Here is a 20723-nt window from a genome sequence, read left to right on the forward strand (position 1 = left end):
GGACCGGACCGGACCGGACCGGACCGGGCGGCCCCGGTCCCGAGCCAGGCCGAGCCAGGCCACACCAGGCAGGCCGTGCCAGGCCGAGCCGAGCCAGGCCGAGCCAGGCCACACCAGGCAGGCCGTGCCAGGCCGAGCCGAGCCAGGCCACACCAGGCAGGCCGGGCCAGACCAGGCCGAGCCCAGCCCAGCCCAGCCCAGCCCAGCCCAGCCAGACCAGGGTCTCCCCCGTCGGCGACGGTTCGGTGGGTGCCGCACCGTCTCGCCTCTAGCCTGCGGGGACGCCGTCCGGGGCACGCCCGGACGGCCTCCCCGAAGGAGTGATGTGATGGCGGACCGGACGCTGGTACGGCGGATCGCCGAGCGGTTCCGCGCGGTGAACGGCGACCATCGGATGACCGCGGCCGACGACGCGTACGTCACCGCGCAGTTCGTCCCCCTCGAGTCCCTCTGCGCCTCCCTCGGGCGGGACCCCGACACGGCCCGGCGGCTGATGCTCGGGCGGCTGCTTCCGCTGCCGGGCTATCTGCGCTCCGACGGCGCCGAGATGGTGCCGCGCGATCTGTTCCGCCTCACCGAGACGGCGGGCGGATCCGAGCGGCTGCGCGCCTGGTTCACCGCGCACTGGGAGGACCGGGCGCAGGGGGAGGCGGAATGGGAGGCGTATCTGAGCGGCCGGTACGTCTGTCTGCACGCGGTGACGCCGGCGCACATACGGCGCAAGGACGAGCTGACGGCGGAGATCACCGGGGCGCTGGCCACGGCGCGGGCCGGAACGGCGGACGGCACCCCCGAGTGGCGTAGAGCGCTCCACGCGCGCGTGGACGAGCTCGACGCGCTGGAGCCGGCGTTCACGGCGTACGACCGGCTGCGTTTCGGCGGCCCCACCTCACGGGACACCTGCGTGGACGCGCCGCGCGCCCTGTTTCCGCGCGTCGGCCCGGCGGCCTGAGAACCCGGGCCGCCGGGCCGTCGTCGGACCTCTCCGTCAGGCCCCCGTGTACGCCGCCAGGTGCTCGCCCGTGAGCGTCGACCGCGCCGCCACCAGGTCGGCGGGCGTGCCCTCGAAGACGACCTTGCCGCCGTCGTGACCGGCACCGGGACCGAGGTCGATGATCCAGTCGGCGTGGGCCATGACGGCCTGGTGGTGCTCGACGACGATGACCGACTTGCCGGAGTCCACGAGCCGGTCGAGCAGGCCGAGGAGCTGCTCGACATCGGCGAGGTGGAGACCGGTGGTCGGCTCGTCGAGGATGTAGACGCCGCCCTTCTCGCCCATGTTCGTGGCCAGCTTGAGCCGCTGGCGTTCGCCGCCGGACAGCGTGGTGAGCGGCTGGCCGAGGCTGAGGTAGCCGAGACCGACGTCCGCGAGGCGCGCGAGGACGCGCTGGGCGGCCGGGGTGCTCGCCCCGCCCGAGGCGAAGAACTCCACGGCCTCGGTCACGGACATCGCGAGCACCTGGCTGATGTCACGGCCGCCGAGGAGGTATTCGAGCACGGAGGCCTGGAACCGCTTGCCCTCGCAGTCCTCGCAGGTCGAGGTGACCCCGGCCATGATGCCGAGGTCGGTGTAGATGACGCCCGCGCCGTTGCAGGTGGGGCAGGCTCCCTCGGAGTTGGCGCTGAACAGCGCGGGCTTCACGCCGTTGGCCTTGGCGAAGGCCTTGCGGATCGGGTCGAGCAGTCCGGTGTACGTCGCCGGGTTGCTGCGGCGCGAACCCCGGATGGGGCTCTGGTCGATGGACACGACGTCGTCGCTCACGGGAATCGAGCCGTGCACGAGCGAGCTCTTGCCGGACCCGGCGACGCCGGTGACGACGGCCAGGACCCCGAGCGGGATGTCGACGTCGACATCGCGCAGGTTGTGGGTGGTCGCACCGCGGATCTCCAGACGGCCGGTGGGCTTCCGCACGGTGTCCTTGACGGAGGCGCGGTCGTCGAAGTGCCGGCCGGTGACGGTGCCGCCGGTCCGCAGCCCGTCCACGGTGCCCTCGAAGCAGACGGTGCCGCCCTCCGTACCGGCGCCGGGGCCGAGGTCGACGACGTGGTCGGCGATGGCGATGGTCTCCGGCTTGTGCTCCACGACGAGGACGGTGTTGCCCTTGTCCCGCAGTTGCAGGAGCAGTTCGTTCATCCGCTGGATGTCGTGCGGGTGCAGGCCGACGGTGGGCTCGTCGAAGACGTACGTGACGTCGGTGAGCGAGGAGCCGAGGTGGCGGATCATCTTCACGCGCTGCGCCTCGCCGCCGGACAGCGTGCCGGCGGGCCGGTCGAGGGAGAGATAGCCGAGGCCGATCTCCACGAAGGAGTCCAGGGTCAGCTGGAGCGCCGTGAGCAGCGGGGCGACCGAGGGCTCCTTCAGTCCGCGGACCCACTTGGCGAGGTCGCTGATCTGCAGGGCACAGGCGTCGGCGATGCTGATCCGCTTGATCTTCGAGGACCTGGCACCCTCGGCGAGTCGGGTGCCGTCGCACTCGGGGCAGGTGGTGAAGGTGACGGCCCGCTCGACGAAGGCCCGGATGTGGGGCTGCATGCCCTCCTTGTCCTTGGCCAGGAACGACTTCTGGATCCGCGGGACGATCCCTTCGTACGTCATGTTGATGCCCGCGATCTTCATGCGGGTGGGCTCGTGGTGGAGGAAGTCCTGGAGCTCCTTCTTCGTGTACTTGCGGATCGGCTTGGCCGGGTCGACCAGGCCGGATTCGGTGTAGAGGCGGTAGTTCCAGCCGCCGGGGGTGTAGCCGGGGATGGTCAGCGCGCCCTCGTCGAGCGACTTGGAGTCGTCGTAGAGCTGGGTGAGGTCGATGTCGGAGACCGTGCCCCGGCCCTCGCAGCGGGGGCACATGCCGCCGGTGCGGTTGAAGGTCGCCTTGACGGTCTTCTTGTCGCCGCGCTCGACGGTGATGGCGCCGCGCGCCGTGACCGAGGGGACGTTGAAGGCGTACGCGCTGGGCGGGCCGATGTGCGGCTTGCCGAGCCGGCTGAAGAGGATGCGGAGCATCGCGTTGGCGTCGGTGGCGGTACCGACGGTGGAGCGCGGATCGGCACCCATCCGCTGCTGGTCGACGATGATCGCGGTCGTCAGTCCGTCGAGCACGTCGACCTCGGGCCGCGCCAGGGTCGGCATGAAGCCCTGGACGAAGGCGCTGTACGTCTCGTTGATCAGCCGCTGGGACTCGGCGGCGATCGTGTCGAAGACGAGCGAGCTCTTGCCCGAGCCGGAGACGCCCGTGAACACCGTGAGCCGGCGCTTCGGGATCTCGATGCTGACGTCCTTGAGGTTGTTCTCCCGCGCGCCGTGCACACGGATCAGGTCGTGCCGGTCGGCCGGATGCGGCTGCTTGTCCGCCCTGGGGGCCTTGCTCATCGTCTCTCCAGCTGTCGCGCGGGGCAGAGGAACGGACCGGCGCGGTGCGTCGTGAGCGACGGCGGCCGCATCGCGAGGTCCATGGGAGCCACGCTAGCGGCGGCCGGATGCGGACGCTTCTCACATCCTGATCGGTCTCCGATCAGGCTCCCGGGAGGCCCTCGAGGGTCGGCTGCGGCGCCGGGCGGGTTCCGGCCACGTAGTGCTCGGCTGCCTGGGCGGCCTCGCGGGCGGTCCGCTCCCCCATCAGCACGCACAGCGTGTACGCCGTGTCCTCGAAGCGCCGGCGCGCCGACAGGTCGCACGGCCTGGCCAGCACGGTCCGCTCCTGGGCGCGGTAGTGCCGGAGCAGCCGGTCGACCGTGTTCCTGTCGGGCAGCAGCATCGCGTCCTCCTTCTCCTGAGTCGCTCCATAGTCCCGGTCGTCGGCCACACTCGCGACCGGCACGGACACGCTGGGTGACGGCCGGGGGTCCGGGGCGCCTCCGGAGTGCGCTTCCGACGCCGATGGCGGAGGGTCGGAGACATGAACCCGAGCGACATTTCGCGGGTGGTCGTCACCGGCGCCACCGGCAACGTGGGCACCAGTCTGGTTCGGCTCCTGGCGCGCGAGCCGCGCGTCGGCTCGGTCCTGGGTCTCGCCCGGCGCCGGCCGGGACTCGAACTGCCCGGGGTGGAGTGGGCCGAGGTGGACCTGTCCCGGGAGGGCGACGAGCCGCTGCTCGCACGGCATGTCGCCGACGCGGACGCGGTGGTGCACCTGGCCTGGCGGTTCGGGCCGACGCACGATCCGGTGGAGACGTGGCGGACCAATGTCCTGGGCGCGGTGCGCGTCTTCGAGGCGGTGGCGGAGGCGCGGGTGCCGGTCCTGGTGCACGCCTCCTCGGTGGGGGCGTACTCTCCGGGCCCGGCCGGCGGGGCCCCGGTGTCCGAGGCGTGGCCGACGCACGGCTGGCCGGGTGCGGCGTACACGCGGGAGAAGGCCTATCTGGAGCGGGTCCTGGACACCTTCGAGCGGGACCATCCGCTGATCCGGGTGGTGCGGATGCGTCCGGCGTTCCTCTTCAAGGAGGAGTCGGCGAGCGGGCAGCGGCGGATCTTCGCGGGGCGCTTCTTCCCCGGGCAGCTGGTGCGGCCCGATCTGCTGCCGCTGCTGCCGGAGTTCGACGGGCTCCGTTTCCAGGTCCTGCACACCGAGGACGCGGCGGACGCCTACGTACGGGCGCTGCTGCGGGACGTCCGCGGCGCGTTCAACCTGGCCGCGGAGCCGGTGATCGACGGCGCGGTCCTGGGCGAGCTCTTCGACGCCAAGCCCGTGCGGGTGCCGGCGGGCGCGGTGCGGGGCGCGCTGTCGGCGGCCTGGCGGCTGAGACTGGCGCCGGCGTCCCCCGACCTCTTCGACGCGATGCGGCACATGCCGCTGCTCGCGACGGAGCGGGCCCGGAAGGACCTGGGCTGGGAGCCGTCGAGCAGCTCCCTGGAGGCCCTGGAGGCGTTCCTGCGCGGCGTGCGTACGGGTGCGGGCGACGACACGGGTCCGCTGGCGGGACATCGCATCGGCTGAGCCGGGGTGACCGGGAGCAGGGCTCCCGGCCACCCGTGTGCCGTCCGGCGGTGCGTCGCCCGTGCGCCGTGTGTCAGCCGGTCGGGCCGGACCAGTCGACGAGGCGGATGCCGGCGCCCGCGGCCTCGCGGCCCCGGCAGTGGGTGCGGTGGCGGCGCAGGATGCCGTCGATGTCGAGCCGGTGGGCGAACTCGGGGCGAGCGGCGAGGCGTCGGGCGTAGGCCCAGAGGGCCGGGTAGCCGGCGACCCGGTCCATCGCGGCGGCGTCCAGGTGCCAGCGGTGGACGGTGTCGAGCTGGACCAGGGTGACCCAGACCTGCACGTCGGCGGCGGTCGGCGCGTCGCCGAGCACGTACGGGTGGCGGGCGAGGCGGCGCTCCAAGGAGCCGAGGGCGGCGAAGAGGACGGTGAGGGGGTCGTGGTGGGCGGCCTCGCCGTCGAGTCCGAGCTCACCGGCGCGCTGGGCGGCCCGGTTGATGCTCCGCTCGCACAGGTCGGCGATCGCCTCTATCTCGCCGCGGTGCTCCTCCGGCAGCAGCTCGGGGCCTTCGCCGCGGAAGCGCAGGGCGAGGTCCCGCAGGATGTCGGGGACGTGTGTGCTGACGATCCGTCCGGTCCAGCCGTCGCTGAGGACGGGCGCCGCGGCCGGCCCGTCGTAGAGGTGCGCGCTCGCCTCGTACAGCGGGCGGAGGGCCTCGTACCCGCCGTCGGGCGTGTCGGGGCTCTCGGGAAGCACGGAGAGCGGGAGCGTGTCGTCGAGTCCGAGCAGGCTGTGGGTCAGGGCGATGCTCAGACAGCCGGGGTCGTACGGGGCGACGTGGAGGCGGTAGCGGTGCGGTACGGCGTAGTGGCCGCTGTGCTCGTCGCGGCCGATGCGGCCCCGGAAGGCGGGCACGGCGGAGGCGGGCAGCAGCGAGGAGGGGACGACGGACATGCTTCTCCCTTGAGGGTGCTCGGTGCTGGGTCCGGGCGGCGCGCGGCGCGGCCCCGGCCGCGGCGGCGCGACCACGGCACGGGCCCCACGAGGCCCGGAGGCAGCAGAGGTACGGGAAGAGGAGAGGGGCGCGGCACTGCGCCCGCGGGGGCGAAGCCCCCTCGGCGAACAGACCCTCAGCCGGTGGGCCGAACCACCCGGCGGTGCCCGTGACTCGCCGCGCTGCAGACCCTCAGCAGGTCGATGTGGCGGCGGGACGTGAGGGGCAGGGAGCGCGGGAGGGGTGCGGCGAGTGGCGTGTCCCGTCGACCGCTGCGTCCCATGGTTCCCTACCTGTTCGCTCGGTTTCCCCGTCCTGAGTGTCCGACCGGCCCAGGGCGACGTCAAGGGTGCGGTACGGGCCACCTCCGGCAAGCGTGCGGAATAATGCGCGCATGCGCATTTCAGCCAGGGCCGACTACGCGGTGCGTGCCGCCCTCCAGCTCGCCGCCGCCCAGGACGCGGGTCCGCTGAAGGCCGAGGCCATCGCCGAGGGCCAGGGCATCTCGCACAAGTTCCTCGAAGGCATCCTCGGGGACATGCGCAAGGGCGGTCTCGTCCAGAGCCAGCGTGGCGGCAACGGCGGCTACTGGCTGGCCAGGCCCGCGGAGTCGATCTCGGTGGCGGAGGTGATCCGCTGCGTGGAGGGGCCCCTGGTCTCGGTCCGCGGGGAGCGGCCGCCGGACCTGTCGTACACCGGTCCGGCCGAGTCGCTGCTCACCCTCTGGATCGCGCTCCGGGCGGGTGTCCGCGAGGTGCTCGGGGTGTCGCTCGCGGAGGTCGCGGCGGCCCGACTGCCCGACACGATCGTCGCGCTCGCGGACGACCCTGAGGCCTGGACCAACCCCTGAGCCCTGGGGTCAACCCCTCGTGACCTGCGCCGAAGTGACTCCTTCTCACTTATCGAGACGACCTTGTCCAGCTTACGGACGCCCCTTGGGGCGACGGCCTCCCCTCTGCCACTATCCCTACTATTCCAGTGGGGATACGAGGAAGCATGCGAGGTGACGTGAGTACGCCGAGGAAGTCGCCGAAGAGACCAGCGATACGCACCACCTCCGCACCGGCCGCGGGACCCGTCGCGCGGACCGCCGAACGGCCCGGCGAGAGCCCGGTCGACCGGCCCGCCGACGATGCGATCTGGCCCCGCGTCACCCGCGAGATCGCCGACGACCTCGCCGTCGACGCCCTCTCCAGGGACCGGGCGGGCAAGGAGCCCTTCGACGAGGTCGCCCGGCTCCAGGAGGCCGGCCTCCCCGCCCTCCTGACGGCCCCGGGACCGAACCGGCGGGGCGCCGAATGGCAGGCGGCGTGTGCGGTCGTACGGGAGATCTCCGCCGCCGACAGCTCCGTGGGCGAACTCCTCGCCCACCACTACGCCCTGTCCTGGAGCAGCCGCTTCTTCGGCGGCCCCGCACGGGCCCCGGGCACCCCCCTCGCGAACGACCACCCGCTCGACGTGCGCACCACCGAGGGACGCTGGCTGCTCGCCGGGGGCGTCGAGGCACCGCGCCTGGAGACCGGCTCCGGGCTCACGCTCACCCCCGCCGACTCCGGCCGCGGCTGGATCCTCGACGGGACCCGTACCTTCGCGTCCGCCGTGACGGTCGCGGACCGGCTCGTCGTCGGGGCCCGCCCCGGCGGCAGCGGCGACCTCTTCGTCGTCCTGGTGGACCCGGCCGAGCCGGGGGTGTTCACCGACGCGGGGACGGAACGGGTCGGCCAGCGGCTCGCCGGCGCGGGCACCGTCACCTTCGACCGGGTCCCGGTGGCGCCCGAGGACGTCCTGGGCGCGCTCCCCCACGACGAGCACGCCGTCGCCCCCTTCTCCACCCTCGCCCCGCTCGTCCTGCGACTGCTCCTGGTCCACGTCGGGCTCGGCATCGCCGAGGGGGCGCTCGCCGAGGCCAGGGACATCAGCCGTGCCGGTCACGCCGGACCGGCGCCGGCGGATCGCTCCGGCGGCGCCTCCGACGGCTCCGCACCGGCAGGCGCCGGGGACGACCCCTACCTCCTGCTCGCGTACGGGGAGCTGGCCACGGCCGCGCACGCCGCCGCCGCCGTGGTGGAGCGGGCGACGGACGCCATGACCCACGGTCTGCTCGCCGCCTGGTCGCTCGGCGTGGAGGAACGCGCCGACATCGCCGTCCTGGTGGCGGCCGCCGAGACCGTCACCGGCCGGGCGGCCGTGCACATCACCACCCGCATCCTCGAACTCGTCGACGGGACGGCGGGCGCCGACGCCCGCGCCGGAGGCCCCGGCTTCGACCGCTTCTGGCGCAACGCCCGCGCGCTCACCGCCCCCACCCAGGCGGCCCACCGGCTCCGCGACATCGGCGACCACTACCTCAACGGCACCCACGCGCGGCTGACCCTGCTGGCCTGACGGGGCCGCCCGCCCCGGCCGGATCGACACGACACCCCCCGCAGGGGGACGGATCGACACGTCTCCAGGGGAACGAAGGGACGGACGGACCGGCATGTCGGGACGTCCGGCCCTCTCGTCGCGCGGCCGAAGGGCCCAAGCTGGGAGGTACGGGGCCCGGCCGTCCGGCTGGCCCGACACGGCAACCCACGGAGGCAGCCTGATGAGTCGTGAGATCGTCGCAGGAGTGGACGGATCCCCCGAGAGCCTCGCCGCGGCGGACTGGGCCGCCCGCGAGGCGCTCCACCGGGACCTCCCGCTACGGCTCGCGCACGCGTGGCGCTGGGAACCGATCGACCTCCCCCTGGTCCAGGACCGCGCGAGCCAGGAACGCGCCGCGGACGCGGTCCTGCGCGAGGCCGAGGCCACGATCGGCCGGCGCCATCCGAAGCTCACCCTCAGCGCGGAGGTGCTGACCGACACACCGGTCGCCGCGCTCCTCGGCACCGAGGAGCGCGCCGAGATGCTCGTCATCGGCTCGCGCGGACACGGCGCCGTCGCCGGGTTCCTCCTCGGCTCGTACGGCCAGCAGATCATCGCCGGCGCCACCCGCCCCGTGGTGGCCGTCCGCTCCCGCGACGGCGATCCGGCCGAACCGCCCACCGGGCACGTGCTCGTCGGGCAGCTCGGCAGCCCGGAGGACAGTGCCGCCGCCCTCGGCTTCGCCTTCGCGACCGCCGCCGCGCGCGGCGCGGCCGTGCGGGCCGTGCGCGCCTGGAGCCTGCCGGCGCTCTACGCGTACAGCCCGGCCTCGATGCGGCTCGCCGACGAGGCCGGGGGGCTGGTCCCGTACGAGGAGAAGGCGCTGCGCGAGGCCCTGGCGCCCTGGCGCGAGCGCTACCCGGACGTGTCGGTCACCGAGCACGTCGAGCTGGGCAGCGCGGGCCAGGTGCTGCTCTCCGCCTCGGGGGCCGCCCAGCTCCTCGTGGTCGGCCGGCGGGCCAAGCGGGGTGCCGTCGGGCCGCGCATCGGGTCCGTGGCGCACGCGGCCCTCCATCTCGCGCCCTGTCCGGTGGCGGTCGTCCCGCAGGGCTGAAAGGGTGCGATACAGGTTGACGCGCGGGGTTGACGCGTCACGTTGACGAGGAGTGTCGGGGTGGCCGGGGCCGGAAAGTGTTACCGCCGTCGCCCCGGTGGCTCTCCCCAGCGCCGGACCGTTCGGCGACCACGGCGAGAGAGCGGAGCTCCATGCGGCACCACGACCGTCCCGGTCACCCCGGTCACCCCGGCGACCCCGAACACACCCCGCACCCGCACGATGCCGTACGGGACTTCGCGGCGGCGCCTCCCGCGGCGGACGATCCCGCCGCGGAGGACGCCGGCGCGACCGCGGACGTCCCCGCGGCGCGCGTGGGCGGGCGGCACCGCAAGGGCGGCGGAGCGAGACGGCGCGCCGCGCGCCGGCCGTCCTTCCGGACCGCCGTCACCGTCGCCGGGTCCGTGGCCGCCGTCCTGACGGTGGCCACCGGGATGTATGTGGCCTCCCTCGGCACCGGTGGCACGGCAGTCTCCCCCTCGGCCGCCGAGCCGGTCGTGTCGCTGCGCTCCACCGTCGCCGGCGGGGACGCGGACGCCACGCCGGAGACCGTGCGGGCGGCGGGGAGCGTACGGGAGGTGGAAGCCGTACGGATGAGCAGGACGACGGCCTTGCCCCCGTCGGCGCCCTCGACCGCGGCCACGCCCTCCCCCCGTACGGCGGGGACGGCACCGGCCGGGCCCGCACCGGCGGCACCCCGGCAGGAGACACCTCCGAAGGCGGAGTCGCGGCGACAGCCGGAGCCCCCGCCGGAACAGGCCCCGGAGCAGCCGCGACCGGCACAGGCCCAGGGGCGGCAGCAGGAGCAGCCGGGTGCGGCCCCCGTGGCGGAGGCACCGGCGGGCAGGGCCGCGCGGTTCGTCCAGGATGTCATCGCGCTCGCCAACGCCGAGCGGGAGAAGGCCGGTTGCGGCCCGCTGCACTCCGAGAGCCATCTGCGGACCGCCGCCCAGGGCCACGCCGACGACATGTCCGCCCGCGACTACTACGAGCACGACAACCCGGAGGGCCGGGACGCGGGCGACCGGATGACCGGCGCCGGGTACGCCTGGTCGACCTGGGGGGAGAACATCCACCGCGGGCCGACGACCCCGGCCAGGGCGATGGAGGACTGGATGGACAGTCCCGGCCACCGGGCGAACATCCTCAACTGCTCGTTCAAGGACATCGGCGTCGGGGTGACGCTGACGGCCAACGGCCCGTGGTGGGTGCAGAACTTCGGCGCCAGGCGCTGAGCCGCCGGCCCGGCGGTCAGGAGGCGGGAGCGGCGAGCTTCTGCACCCAGATCGTGCCGCCGGGGCCGGGCGCCGCGGCCACTCCGGTGTCCCGGTACCGGCAGTCGAGCATGTTCTCCTCGTGCATCGACCCGTCCGTCCAGTCGTCGACGACGGACGCCGGGTCGGCCGTGCCCTGGTCCAGGTTCTCCGCCCAGGCGCTCCAGCTGTATCCGGCGGCGGTGATCCGGGTGTCCGCGAACTCGCCCTCGGGGCTGGCGTGTCCGAAGTAGCCGCGCGCGGCCATGTCACGGGCGTAGCCGCGGGCCGCGGCGGTGAGCCGGGGGTCGATGCGCAGCGGGGCGCAACCCGCCTCCGCCCGCAGCCGGTTGACGAGTCCGGTCACCCGCTCCTCACGCGTGGGCGTCGGGGTGGGGCGCGGGGTGCGGCGCGGGGTCGGGGGCGTGGTCGTCGGTGTGGGGGTGGCGGTGCGGGTGGGGGTCGGGGTCGCCGGGGGCGTGGTCGGGGCGGGGGTCGCCGGCGGCGCGGCGACCGGGCTGCCCGGCTCCATGCGCGTCTGCGGCTCCTGGGGTACGAGCAGGGCGACGGCACCGAGGACGGCGACGGCCACGGCTCCACCGACCCCGGCCCGCCGCAGGGGTGTCCACCGGGAGACGCTGTCGGCGACGGCCTGGACCGGAGCGGTCCCGTCGGCACCGGACGGGTGCGCCATGGAACTGTCGGGCGCGGCCGGGCCCGGGACGGTGGTGTCCGGGATGCCTGCGTCCGGGATGCCTGCGTCCGCGATGCCTGCGTCCGCGATGCCGGTGTCCGGGACGGCCGTGTCGGATGCCACCGTGTCGAAGGCGACGGGGTCGGCGGTGGGGCCGTCCGTCAGACCGATCACCAGCGGCGGTACGAGGCCGAGGCCGACGAGCAGCCCTTCGACGGGGGCGAGACCGCTACGGCCGGTCACCCTCGCCGTACAGGCGGCACAGGTCCGTACGTGGCGGGCGACGCGTTTGCGCCAGAGCGGGGAGGGCCGGCCGTCCCAGGCCGTGACGGTCTCCACGAGGTCGGGGCAGCTCGGCACCGCGTCGAGGGCGCGGACGACGGCGCGGCCGGTCTCCAGGCGTTCCTTCATCCGCTGGACGCGGACGGCGGCGTGCTGCGGGGATATCCCGCCGAGGCCCTCGGCGAGCTCGGCGCGGGTCAGCTCGCCCGCGGCCTCCAGCCACCACAGGGCGAGCAGCTCCCGGTCGTCCTCGTCGAGCCAGCGGGTGGCGCGGGCCACGTCGCGGCGCTGCCCCGACAGGCCGAGCCGGAGGATGGTGACCTCGGTGAAGTCGCCGGCGGCCGGGTCGGCGAGGTCGGCGGCCCGGTCGAGCCCTGGCACGGGTGCCTGCTGGCGTTCGCGCCAGCGGCGGCGGATCCCGTTCATGGCGATGGCCACGAGCCAGGACCGGAACCGGGCCGGGTCGCGGAGACCCGTCAGTCCGTCGAGGGCGCGGACCATCGTCTCCTGGACGATGTCGTCGGTGTCGGCATGGCCGTCGAGGGCCCGGCCGACGATGTTGTGGACGAGGGGCAGGTAGGCGCGGACCAGCGCGTCCCTGGCGTGCGCGTCACCGGCCCTGGCGGCCTCCACCAGCGCGGTGGTGCGGCGCTCGTCGCTGTGCATGGATCTGCTCCCTCATCCCTGGTGCGAGTCCCCCGTGGTTCGGAGACCCGTGGGCGAGGGAGGGATAACACTTATCGGTGATCGACGCCGACGTCCATCACCTCGGTGGAACGGGCAGGGTCGGGACCGTGGCCCCGCTCCCCTCCCGGACGGCTGCCACGACGGCGTCGTGCAGATCGCGGCTCTCCTCCTCCGACGCGCACGGAACGGGACTGCCCGACATGGTGAACCAGTCGGACGCGCCGCTGTACTGCACGGCCACGCGTGCCTCGTTGTCGGCCCAGGTCGTGTGCACGGTCAGATCGCCCGTGACGACTCCGGCCTCGACGGTCAGCACCCCACCTCGCCCGGTGTAGACACCGGCGGTCGTCCAAGATGCCCAGCTCATCCATCCAGGTTCACACCCGGACGGCGGATGCGCCACCGACGGGACCGCCCCGGTCGGAGGAGTTCCGTCCGGGGCGGCGCCACGCGTGTGCTCGGCGGGGCGTGGGAGGCGCGGGGCCTCCCGTGCCGCGTCAGGCGAGGGAGGCGACGGCCTCGTTGAAGGTGGCGGACGGGCGCATCACGGCCGCGGCCTTGGCCGGGTCGGGCTGGTAGTAGCCACCGATCTCGGCCGGGGAGCCCTGGACGGCGACGAGCTCGTCGACGATCTTCTGCTCGTTGGCGGAGAGGGTCTCGGCCAGCGGCGCGAAGGCCTTGGCCAGCTCCGCGTCCTCGGTCTGGGCGGCCAGCTCCTGGGCCCAGTACAGGGCCAGGTAGAAGTGGCTGCCGCGGTTGTCGATGCCACCGAGGCGACGGGTCGGCGACTTGTCCTCGTTGAGGAAGGTGCCGGTGGCGCGGTCGAGGGTGTCGGCGAGGACCTGGGCGCGGGAGTTGCCCGTGGAGGTCGCGAGGTGCTCGAAGCTGGCGGCCAGGGCGAAGAACTCGCCGAGGCTGTCCCAGCGGAGGTAGTTCTCCTTGACGAGCTGCTGGACGTGCTTCGGGGCGGAGCCGCCGGCGCCGGTCTCGAAGAGGCCGCCGCCCGCCATCAGCGGGACGACCGACAGCATCTTGGCGCTGGTGCCCAGCTCCAGGATGGGGAAGAGGTCGGTCAGGTAGTCGCGGAGGACGTTGCCGGTGACGGAGATGGTGTCCTCGCCGCGGCGGATGCGCTCCAGGGAGAACGCCGTCGCCTCGACCGGGGACAGGATCTTGATGTCCAGGCCCTCGGTGTCGTGCTCCGGCAGGTACTGCTTGACCTTGGCGATCAGCTGCGCGTCGTGGGCGCGGTTCTCGTCCAGCCAGAAGACGGCCGGGGCGCCGGTGGCGCGGGCGCGGGTGACGGCGAGCTTGACCCAGTCCTGGATGGGCAGGTCCTTGGTCTGGCAGGCGCGGAAGATGTCGCCCTCGGCGACCTCCTGCTCCAGGACGACGTTGCCCTCGGAGTCGACCAGGCGGACCGTGCCGGCCTGGGCCAGCTCGAAGGTCTTGTCGTGGGAGCCGTACTCCTCGGCCTTCTGCGCCATGAGGCCGACGTTCGGGACGGAGCCCATGGTCGACGGGTCGAAGGCGCCGTTGGCGCGGCAGTCCTCGATGACGGCCTGGTACACGCCGGAGTAGCTGTGGTCCGGGAGGACCGCGAGGGTGTCGGCCTCCTGGCCGTCCGGGCCCCACATGTGGCCGGAGGTGCGGATCATGGCCGGCATCGAGGCGTCGACGATGACGTCGGACGGCACGTGCAGGTTGGTGATGCCCTTGTCGGAGTCGACCATCGCGAGGGCGGGGCCGTCGGCGAGCTCGGCGTCGAAGGAGGCCTTGATCTCCTCGCCCTGCGGGAGGGACTCCAGGCCCTTCAGGACGCCGCCGAGGCCGTCGTTCGGGGAGAGGCCGGCGGCGGCGAGGACCTCGCCGTACTTGGCGAAGGTCGCGGGGAAGAAGGCGCGGACGACGTGGCCGAAGACGATCGGGTCGGAGACCTTCATCATCGTGGCCTTGAGGTGCACGGAGAAGAGCACGTTCTCGGCCTTGGCGCGGGCGACCTGCTCGCCGAGGAAGGTGCGCAGGGCGGCGGCGCGCATGACGGCGGCGTCGACGACCTCGCCGGCGATGACCTTCAGCGGCTCGCGGAGCTCGCTGGTGGTGCCGTCGGCGGCGGTGAACTCGAAGCGGAGGGTGTCGTCCTTGGTGACGACGACGGACTTCTCCGTGGAGGCGAAGTCGTTCTCACCCATGGTGGCGACGTTGGTCTTGGACTCGGGGGTCCAGGCGCCCATGCGGTGGGGGTGGTTCTTGGCGTAGTTCTTGACCGAGCCGGGCGCGCGGCGGTCGGAGTTGCCCTCGCGCAGGACCGGGTTGACGGCCGAGCCCTTGATCTTGTCGTAACGGGCGCGGACGTCCTTGTCCTGGTCCGTCTGCGGGTCGTCCGGGTAGTCCGGGAGGGCGTAGCCCTGCGCCTGGAGCTCGGCGATCGCGGCCTTGAGCTGCGGGATGGACGCCGAGACGTTCGGCAGCTTGATGATGTTGGCGCCCGGCGTCTTGGCCAGGTCGCCGAGCTCGGCGAGGGCGTCGGCGATGCGCTGGCCCTCCTCCAGGAACTCGGGGAAGACGGCGATGATGCGGCCCGCGAGGGAGATGTCCCGCGTCTCGACCGTGACGCCGGCCTGCGAGGCATACGCCTGGATCACGGGCAGGAACGAGTACGTCGCCAGGGCAGGCGCCTCGTCAGTGTGGGTGTAGATGATGGTCGAGTCAGTCACCGGGTGCTCCGCTCCACGTCTGCGTATGCGAGATTGCTCGACATCAAGATATCTCGTGATCGAGGTCCTCGGTAAAGGGCCCCACGAGCTCGCCGTCCCGGGGCACTCCGGCGGCCTCGACGAAGGGCCCGCCGAGCCGGTACGGGGTGGGGGCGCCCTCGACGTCCACGCGGCGGAGCAGGCCGAGCAGGACGAGGCCGGCGGTGGCGACCACGCCCGCGGCGAGGGCCTGGCCGCAGCGGTGGGCGAGCCGGAGCTCGGCCGGGTCGTAGGGGGCGGCGCTCGGCAGGGCGAGGGTGTCCCCGAGGAGCCAGAGGCCCACGCCCAGCCCTCCGGCGGCGAGCAGGGCGAGCGGCACGGTCACCGGGAGGCCGGGGAGGGTGGGCCCGCGCCGGGCGCCGGGGCGCACCTTGCCCTTGCGGGCGAGGAGGGCGAGGAGGCCGCAGAAGACGGCGAGGACGACCAGGGCGGCGGCGATGGCGTCACCGGGACGGTGCTGGCCCGCGGCGATGGTGTACGCGCCGACGCCGACGGCCCAGAGCGTGGCGGCGCCGACGGCGACGCTGCGCAGCCGGTAGGGGACGACGAGGGCCAGACCGAGGGCGATGCCGAGGGCGAGCGTGGTCTGGGCACTGGGGAAGCCGCTGGACGTGAGCCCGCCGGCGTCGGCGAGCCGGGGGCGCGGTGCGTACCGCTGGAGGAGTCCGGTGAGGGCGAGGGCGGTGACGACCCCGCCGACGGCGAGGCCGGTGAGGGCGTACCGCTTGCGTATCAGGCCGGCGGCGAGCAGCAGGACGCAGCCGAGGACCAGGGAGAGGGTGGTGAGCCCGGCGAGCGAGGGGTGCTCGCGGAGGACGGTGACGGCGGCGGTGTCGGCGCGCCGGCCGGTCATGGCCGCGTCGCCCCAGCGGCGGCCGGTCGCGGTGAGCACGAGGCCCGCGTAGACGACGGTGAGCACGAGGACGGCCCCGAGACAGCCACGCCGGGTCCGGGTGCGGACTCGGGCGCTGAACGATCCGGCGGCCTCGCCTGCCACGGCGGCGTACCACCAGGTGTCACCGGTCTCCAGCGGCCTCGGGGAGCCGCCTGCGCGGGGCCTGTCGTAGGAAGCCATGCCCCGATTCGAACCCACGCGCGGCGGCCCCGCCCGCTGGACGCACCCGAACGAAACGCTTCGGGGGCGGTGCGGCGCGGCGGGCCCGGACGGCGGGGGGACGCCCGCGCTCCGGGACGGCTCGGCTCAGCGGTCCGGGCTCGGGCGTTGCGCCACGGTCGCGAGGACGAGTCCGCCGAGCAGGGCGAACAGGGCGACGACTCCGAGGACGAAGCGGGCCTCGCCCTCACCGAGGAGCTGGCCGGCCGCCTGGGAGGCGAAGGCCACCGCCATCACCAGCTGCGCCCAGCCGAAGAGCCGGGTCCGGTGGACGCGGCGCCGTTGGAACGGCAGGATCCAGTCGTTCCGGATCGCCGCCACGCCTCCGAGGACGAGCAGCACCCCGAGCACGCTCGGCACGATCAGGAACCACGGCATGTTCCACCCCCTGAACTCCCGGCGGGCACCCGGCGGGCACCCGCTGCGCGATCATGCCACAGCGAGATGACGGGAACCCGTACGGTCGTGACGCCGGGTCCCGTACAGCGTGAACGCCGTGTTCACCAGGGCCACGTGGCTGAGCGCCTGCGGCATGTTGCCCAGCTGGCGACGCGTCAGCGGATCCCATTCCTCGGCGAGCAGGCCGACGTCGTTGCAGACGTCGAGGACGCGCTCGAAGACCGCGCGGGCCTCGTCGGGGCGGCCGGTCATGGCGAGCGCGTCGGCGTACCAGAACGTGCAGGCGACGAAGGCTCCTTCGGTGCCGCCGAGGTCGTCGAGCTCGTGCGTCCCGCCGTCCCGCACATCGCCGTAGCGGCGGAGGAATCCGTGGTCGTCGAGCCGGGCCATGGCCCGCACGGTGCCGAGTACACGGGGGTCGTCGGCCGGGAGGAAGCCGAGTCGCGGGATCAACAGGGCGGTGGCGTCGACCTGGTGGCTTCCGTAGTACTGGGTGAAGGACTGCTGCTCGTCGCTCCAGCCCTGGGCGCACACCTCCGCGCGCAGTTCGTTGCGCAGGGCCTGCCAGTGCCTGAGCGAGCCGCGGAGCCCGGCGACCCGGGCGAGGCGGACGGCGCGGTCGGCGCCGACCCAGGCCATGACCTTGGAGTGGACGAAGTGACGGCGCGGGCCCCGGACTTCCCAGATGCCCTCGTCGGGCTCCTGCCAGCGTTTGCCGAGGTACTCCAGGAGCGAGGCGACCAGGGCCCAGTCCGGGGCGTCGAGCGCGACCCCGGCCCGGACGGCGGAGTAGACGGTGTTGAGCACCTCGCCGTAGATGTCGAGCTGGAACTGGTCGACGGCCGCGTTGCCGAATCTGACGGGCCGCGAGTTCTCGTAGCCCGGGAGCCAGTCGGCGTACGTCTCGGGCAACTGCCGCTGCCCCTCCACCCCGTACAGCGGCTGGAGGTCGGCGGGATCGCCGGCGACGGCGCGGACGAGCCAGTCCTTCCAGGCGAGCGCCTCCCTGCGATAGCCGCCGCGCAGCAGGCAGGAGAGGGTGAACGTGGAGTCACGCAGCCAGCAGAAGCGGTAGTCCCAGTTGCGCTGTCCGCCGAGGGACTCGGGGAGGGAGGCGGTGGCCGCGGCGACGATGCCGCCGGTGGGGGCGTAGGTGAGGGCCTTGAGGGTGAGCAGGGAGCGGATGACCGCCTCGCGCGCCGGTCCCTCGTAACGGAGGGCGGACGCCCAGTCGTTCCAGAGGGCGAGGGTACGGGTGAGGGTGGCGTCGATGTCGGCGGGCGGGGCGGCGGGGGGCGCGGGGGCGTGCGAGGGGCGCCAGCCGAGGACGAAGGAGACGCGGCGGCCCGCGGTGACGGTGAAGTCGACGGTGGTGCGGTCCGGGGTGACGACGGGTTCGACGCCGGGTGCGCAGGAGAGGTACGCGGCGTCGGGTCCGGCGACCCAGGCGACGGTGCGGCGGTCCACCGAGCGGACCCAGGGCACGATGCTGCCGTGGTGGAAGCGGACTCTCAACTCGCTGCGCACGTCGACCCGTCCGGCGATCCCCTCGACCACGCGGACGATGCGCGGGGCGTCCTCGCTCGGGGAGCGCGGGGGCATGAAGTCGGTCACGCGTACGGTGCCGGTGACGGATTCCCAGACGGTGTCGAGGACGAGGGTGTCGCCCCGGTAACTCCTGCGCGTGCAGCGGGTCCTGCCGACGGGTGCGAGGAGCCAGCGCCCGTGCCCCGGATCGCCGAGGAGGGCCGCCAGGCACGCGGGCGAGTCGAAGCGCGGCGCGCACCACCAGTCGACGGACCCGTCGGTACCCACGAGCGCCGCGGTCTCCAGGTCACCGACGAGGGCGTAGTCTTCAATTCGCCCTGCCATGACGGGATTGTATGCCTGATCGAATTCCGGCGCAGCGGGGCGGGGAATAGCTTTCTGGTCTTCCGCATATCCTTCCTCGTTTCTTGACGGCATCGTCCACGGCGCAGGATCATGAAGTTCACGGGTTTTCCGCGCGGAAGGCCGTACTTATGAGTAGCGATTCGCATCCCCTGCGCCGTTCGACCGACCGCGCGCCCGGTTCCGGCACGCGTACGGTGAGTCTCGTCCTCACGGTCCGCCCCGGCGGCGGGGACCCGCGGCCGGCGCTCGACCTGCTCCTCGATCAAGTGCCGTCGAGCGTGGGGGACGTGGTCCTGGTCGGCGGCCCGCCCGGTGAGCGGCGGACCCGGAAAGGGCTCACGGTGCGCGGACTCGGATTCTGGGACTCTTCGCGCGGCGACATCCCGCACGCGGGTCTGCTCGCGGCGACCGGTGATCTGGTCGTCCTGATGAACGCCGACGGCAGCATGTCGCCGCACGAGATCCCGCACTATCTGCACTACCTGGACAGCGGTTACGACTTCGTCAAGGGATCACGCTTCATCGCGGGCGGGGATTTCGCCGACTATCCGCTCTCGCGCCGGCTCGGACACCGCGCGCTGCTGCGGGTCGCGCGCCGGATGTACGGCCAGCACCTGACCGATCTCTGGTACGGGTTCTGTGCGTTCCGGCGCTCTTTCGTGGACCTGCTCGACCTGCGCGAGGACGGGGTCGAGCTGGGCGCCGAACTGGTCACGCACGCCCTGCACTACGGCCTGCGCGTCGCCGAGGTGCCCAGTCTCGAACGGCCGCGCCTCCACGAGCCGGTCCGCCTCCGCACGATCCGCGACGGCACGCGGATCCTCGGCACGCTCCTCGACGAGCGGCCGCACAACGCCCTGTCGCGGCTGGCGCACCGGCGGCGCCCGCGTTCCGATCGCGCCTCCTCCGGTTGACGAACCACCCGAAAGGGTGCTACCGCTGGAAAGAGCACTAATTCAGGACAGACCCTCGGCAGGGTCGGTTGCCGGAAGAGGTACGTCGTGGCCTCCAGCCAGTTCGACCGATCGCCGGTGGCATCCGCACCGCATCCTCTGCGGCGGATGACCGACTGGCCGGTCGCCGACGCCCGGCGCCGCACGCTCTGCCGCCCCGCACACCGCCCGACCTCCCACCCGGCACGCCGGGCGGCCGACCGGATCACGGCCGCCGCCCCGCCGCCGCGGAGCCGGGCGTGCAGGCCGCGGGGATCGGCCCGCCGACGACGCGCCCGTGCGACCCGCACCCGCACGCGCGGCGCGCGGCGAAGCCGCGGCTCCGACGGTCCTGCCGGGTCGTCCGAACCAGCACCAGCGGGGGCCTGCGAACCCCCACCGACCGGTGCCCCCGAACCGCACCGCCGGGATGAAGCACGTCAGCACCGCCCCGGTGAGGCGCGTATTCACCGCCCCTGTGAGGCACGTCCTCACCGGCCGGGTGAACCGCGTCAGCACCGCCCCACTCCCGCTCTGATCCCCCGCGCGCCGGTGCGCCCCGCGCCCCGCGCCTTCCCCCGAGGAGGCGTGGCGTGATGGCCACCGCCCGCTCACACACACCGCTCGCCCACCAGCTCGTCCGCCCGCCGGTGGAGCTCGAACTGCTCATCCCGGCCTACAACGAGCGGCGCAGGCTGCCGTCGACCGTGGCCGCCACGGTCGACTTCCTGGCGGGACGGTCCTGGTCGTCGGCGGTCGTCGTGGTCGACAACAACAGTGCCGACGGCACCCTCGACGTCCTGGAGCGCTTCGTCGACTCCCCCGTCCCGGTCCACGCCATCGGGTGCAGCGACCAGGGCAAGGGCGCGGCGGTCCGGCGCGGGATCGAGACCTCCTCGGCACGGTTCATCGGCTTCGCCGACGCCGACAACGCCACCCCCGTCGAGACCCTGGACCGGGTGATGGAGCTGCTCCGGGCGGGCCACGGCGCGGTCATCGCCTCACGGCACGCGCCGGGTGCCCGGCTCGACGTGGAGCAGTCGGCGCTGCGGCGCGGCGGCGGCCTGCTGTTCCGTTCGCTCGCTCATCTGTCGCTGCCCGGAGTCGCCGACACCCAGTGCGGGTTCAAGTTCTTCTGCGGTCCGCTCGCCCGCGCGATCGCGCGTGACTGTCACATCGACGGCTTCGCCTTCGACGTGGAACTGCTCGCCCACGTCGTACGGGCCGGGCGGGACGTCGTGGAGGTGCCGGTGGTCTGGCACGACGTACCCGGCTCGACGTTCTCGGCGCGGCGCGACGGTCTGCGCTCGATGGCCGATCTCCTGCGCATCTCGCTGGCCCGGTGATG

The 20723-nt window shown here is 73.6% G+C and carries 17 protein-coding genes; 8 read left to right on the top strand and 9 right to left on the bottom strand.

The window, feature by feature from the left end; translation table 11 throughout:
* Nucleotides 1–328: 328 nt before the first annotated feature.
* Nucleotides 329–952: a DUF6058 family natural product biosynthesis protein gene (locus ACFQ79_RS04095; RefSeq protein WP_383579264.1), complete on the top strand. Its 624-nt coding sequence runs from the start codon at nucleotides 329–331 to the stop codon at nucleotides 950–952.
* Nucleotides 953–988: 36 nt separating this feature from the next.
* Here ACFQ79_RS04095 and ACFQ79_RS04100 read toward each other — a convergent pair whose 3' ends face one another.
* Together ACFQ79_RS04100 and ACFQ79_RS04105 are read right to left on the bottom strand one after the other, a co-directional pair.
* The gene (locus ACFQ79_RS04100) at nucleotides 989–3367 is read right to left on the bottom strand and encodes an ATP-binding cassette domain-containing protein (RefSeq protein WP_383579265.1); all 2379 of its coding nucleotides are present in this window, start codon (nucleotides 3365–3367) and stop codon (nucleotides 989–991) included.
* A gap of 142 nt (nucleotides 3368–3509) precedes the next feature.
* Entirely contained in the window at nucleotides 3510–3752 is a 243-nt protein-coding gene (locus ACFQ79_RS04105; RefSeq protein WP_383579266.1) for a DUF5133 domain-containing protein, read from the bottom strand.
* A gap of 141 nt (nucleotides 3753–3893) precedes the next feature.
* Between ACFQ79_RS04105 and ACFQ79_RS04110 the strand changes: the two genes are divergently transcribed.
* The gene (locus ACFQ79_RS04110) at nucleotides 3894–4931 is read left to right on the top strand and encodes an NAD-dependent epimerase/dehydratase family protein (protein ID WP_383579267.1); all 1038 of its coding nucleotides are present in this window, start codon (nucleotides 3894–3896) and stop codon (nucleotides 4929–4931) included.
* A gap of 73 nt (nucleotides 4932–5004) precedes the next feature.
* Here the strand turns inward: ACFQ79_RS04110 and ACFQ79_RS04115 are convergent, their stop codons facing one another.
* Nucleotides 5005–5865 carry a glutathione S-transferase C-terminal domain-containing protein gene (locus ACFQ79_RS04115; protein WP_383579268.1) on the bottom strand — a complete coding sequence of 287 codons (861 nt, stop codon included), beginning with the start codon at nucleotides 5863–5865 and terminating at the stop codon, nucleotides 5005–5007.
* Nucleotides 5866–6299: 434 nt separating this feature from the next.
* Between ACFQ79_RS04115 and ACFQ79_RS04120 the strand changes: the two genes are divergently transcribed.
* The 4 genes from ACFQ79_RS04120 (at nucleotide 6300) to ACFQ79_RS04135 (ending at nucleotide 10600) form a co-directional block, all read left to right on the top strand.
* Complete coding sequence (locus ACFQ79_RS04120) at nucleotides 6300–6755, top strand: Rrf2 family transcriptional regulator (RefSeq protein WP_073902335.1); 456 nt, start codon at nucleotides 6300–6302, stop codon at nucleotides 6753–6755.
* A 158-nt stretch (nucleotides 6756–6913) separates the two neighbouring features.
* Nucleotides 6914–8290 (top strand): acyl-CoA dehydrogenase, encoded by a 1377-nt coding sequence (locus ACFQ79_RS04125; protein ID WP_383579269.1) that lies wholly within the window; start codon nucleotides 6914–6916, stop codon nucleotides 8288–8290.
* Nucleotides 8291–8492: 202 nt separating this feature from the next.
* Nucleotides 8493–9365, top strand: a complete 873-nt coding sequence (locus ACFQ79_RS04130) for a universal stress protein (protein WP_383579270.1) — start codon at nucleotides 8493–8495, stop codon at nucleotides 9363–9365.
* Between the two features lie 152 nt (nucleotides 9366–9517).
* A complete protein-coding gene (locus ACFQ79_RS04135; protein WP_383579271.1) occupies nucleotides 9518–10600 on the top strand; it encodes a CAP domain-containing protein in 1083 nt (360 codons plus the stop codon).
* A 16-nt stretch (nucleotides 10601–10616) separates the two neighbouring features.
* Here ACFQ79_RS04135 and ACFQ79_RS04140 read toward each other — a convergent pair whose 3' ends face one another.
* The 6 genes from ACFQ79_RS04140 to ACFQ79_RS04165 form a co-directional block, all read right to left on the bottom strand.
* Nucleotides 10617–12260 carry a sigma-70 family RNA polymerase sigma factor gene (locus ACFQ79_RS04140; RefSeq protein WP_383579272.1) on the bottom strand — a complete coding sequence of 548 codons (1644 nt, stop codon included), beginning with the start codon at nucleotides 12258–12260 and terminating at the stop codon, nucleotides 10617–10619.
* A gap of 97 nt (nucleotides 12261–12357) precedes the next feature.
* The gene (locus tag ACFQ79_RS04145; protein ID WP_030319344.1) at nucleotides 12358–12648 is read right to left on the bottom strand and encodes a hypothetical protein; all 291 of its coding nucleotides are present in this window, start codon (nucleotides 12646–12648) and stop codon (nucleotides 12358–12360) included.
* A 130-nt stretch (nucleotides 12649–12778) separates the two neighbouring features.
* Nucleotides 12779–14998 (bottom strand): NADP-dependent isocitrate dehydrogenase, encoded by a 2220-nt coding sequence (locus ACFQ79_RS04150; protein WP_383579273.1) that lies wholly within the window; start codon nucleotides 14996–14998, stop codon nucleotides 12779–12781.
* A gap of 43 nt (nucleotides 14999–15041) precedes the next feature.
* A complete protein-coding gene (locus tag ACFQ79_RS04155; RefSeq protein WP_383579274.1) occupies nucleotides 15042–16112 on the bottom strand; it encodes a phosphatase PAP2 family protein in 1071 nt (356 codons plus the stop codon).
* Between the two features lie 126 nt (nucleotides 16113–16238).
* Nucleotides 16239–16529: a hypothetical protein gene (locus tag ACFQ79_RS04160; RefSeq protein ID WP_383579275.1), complete on the bottom strand. Its 291-nt coding sequence runs from the start codon at nucleotides 16527–16529 to the stop codon at nucleotides 16239–16241.
* 51 nt (nucleotides 16530–16580) lie between these two features.
* Entirely contained in the window at nucleotides 16581–18422 is a 1842-nt protein-coding gene (locus ACFQ79_RS04165) for a glycoside hydrolase family 15 protein (protein ID WP_383579276.1), read from the bottom strand.
* Nucleotides 18423–18571: 149 nt separating this feature from the next.
* On the opposite strand from ACFQ79_RS04165, the gene ACFQ79_RS04170 reads away from it, so the two are divergent.
* The gene (locus ACFQ79_RS04170) at nucleotides 18572–19357 is read left to right on the top strand and encodes a glycosyltransferase family 2 protein (protein WP_383579277.1); all 786 of its coding nucleotides are present in this window, start codon (nucleotides 18572–18574) and stop codon (nucleotides 19355–19357) included.
* Between the two features lie 614 nt (nucleotides 19358–19971).
* A complete protein-coding gene (locus ACFQ79_RS04175; protein WP_383579392.1) occupies nucleotides 19972–20721 on the top strand; it encodes a glycosyltransferase in 750 nt (249 codons plus the stop codon).
* Nucleotides 20722–20723 lie beyond the last annotated feature (2 nt).

Source organism: Streptomyces sp. NPDC056480, from assembly GCF_042795405.1.
Classification (GTDB): Bacteria; Actinomycetota; Actinomycetes; order Streptomycetales; family Streptomycetaceae; genus Streptomyces.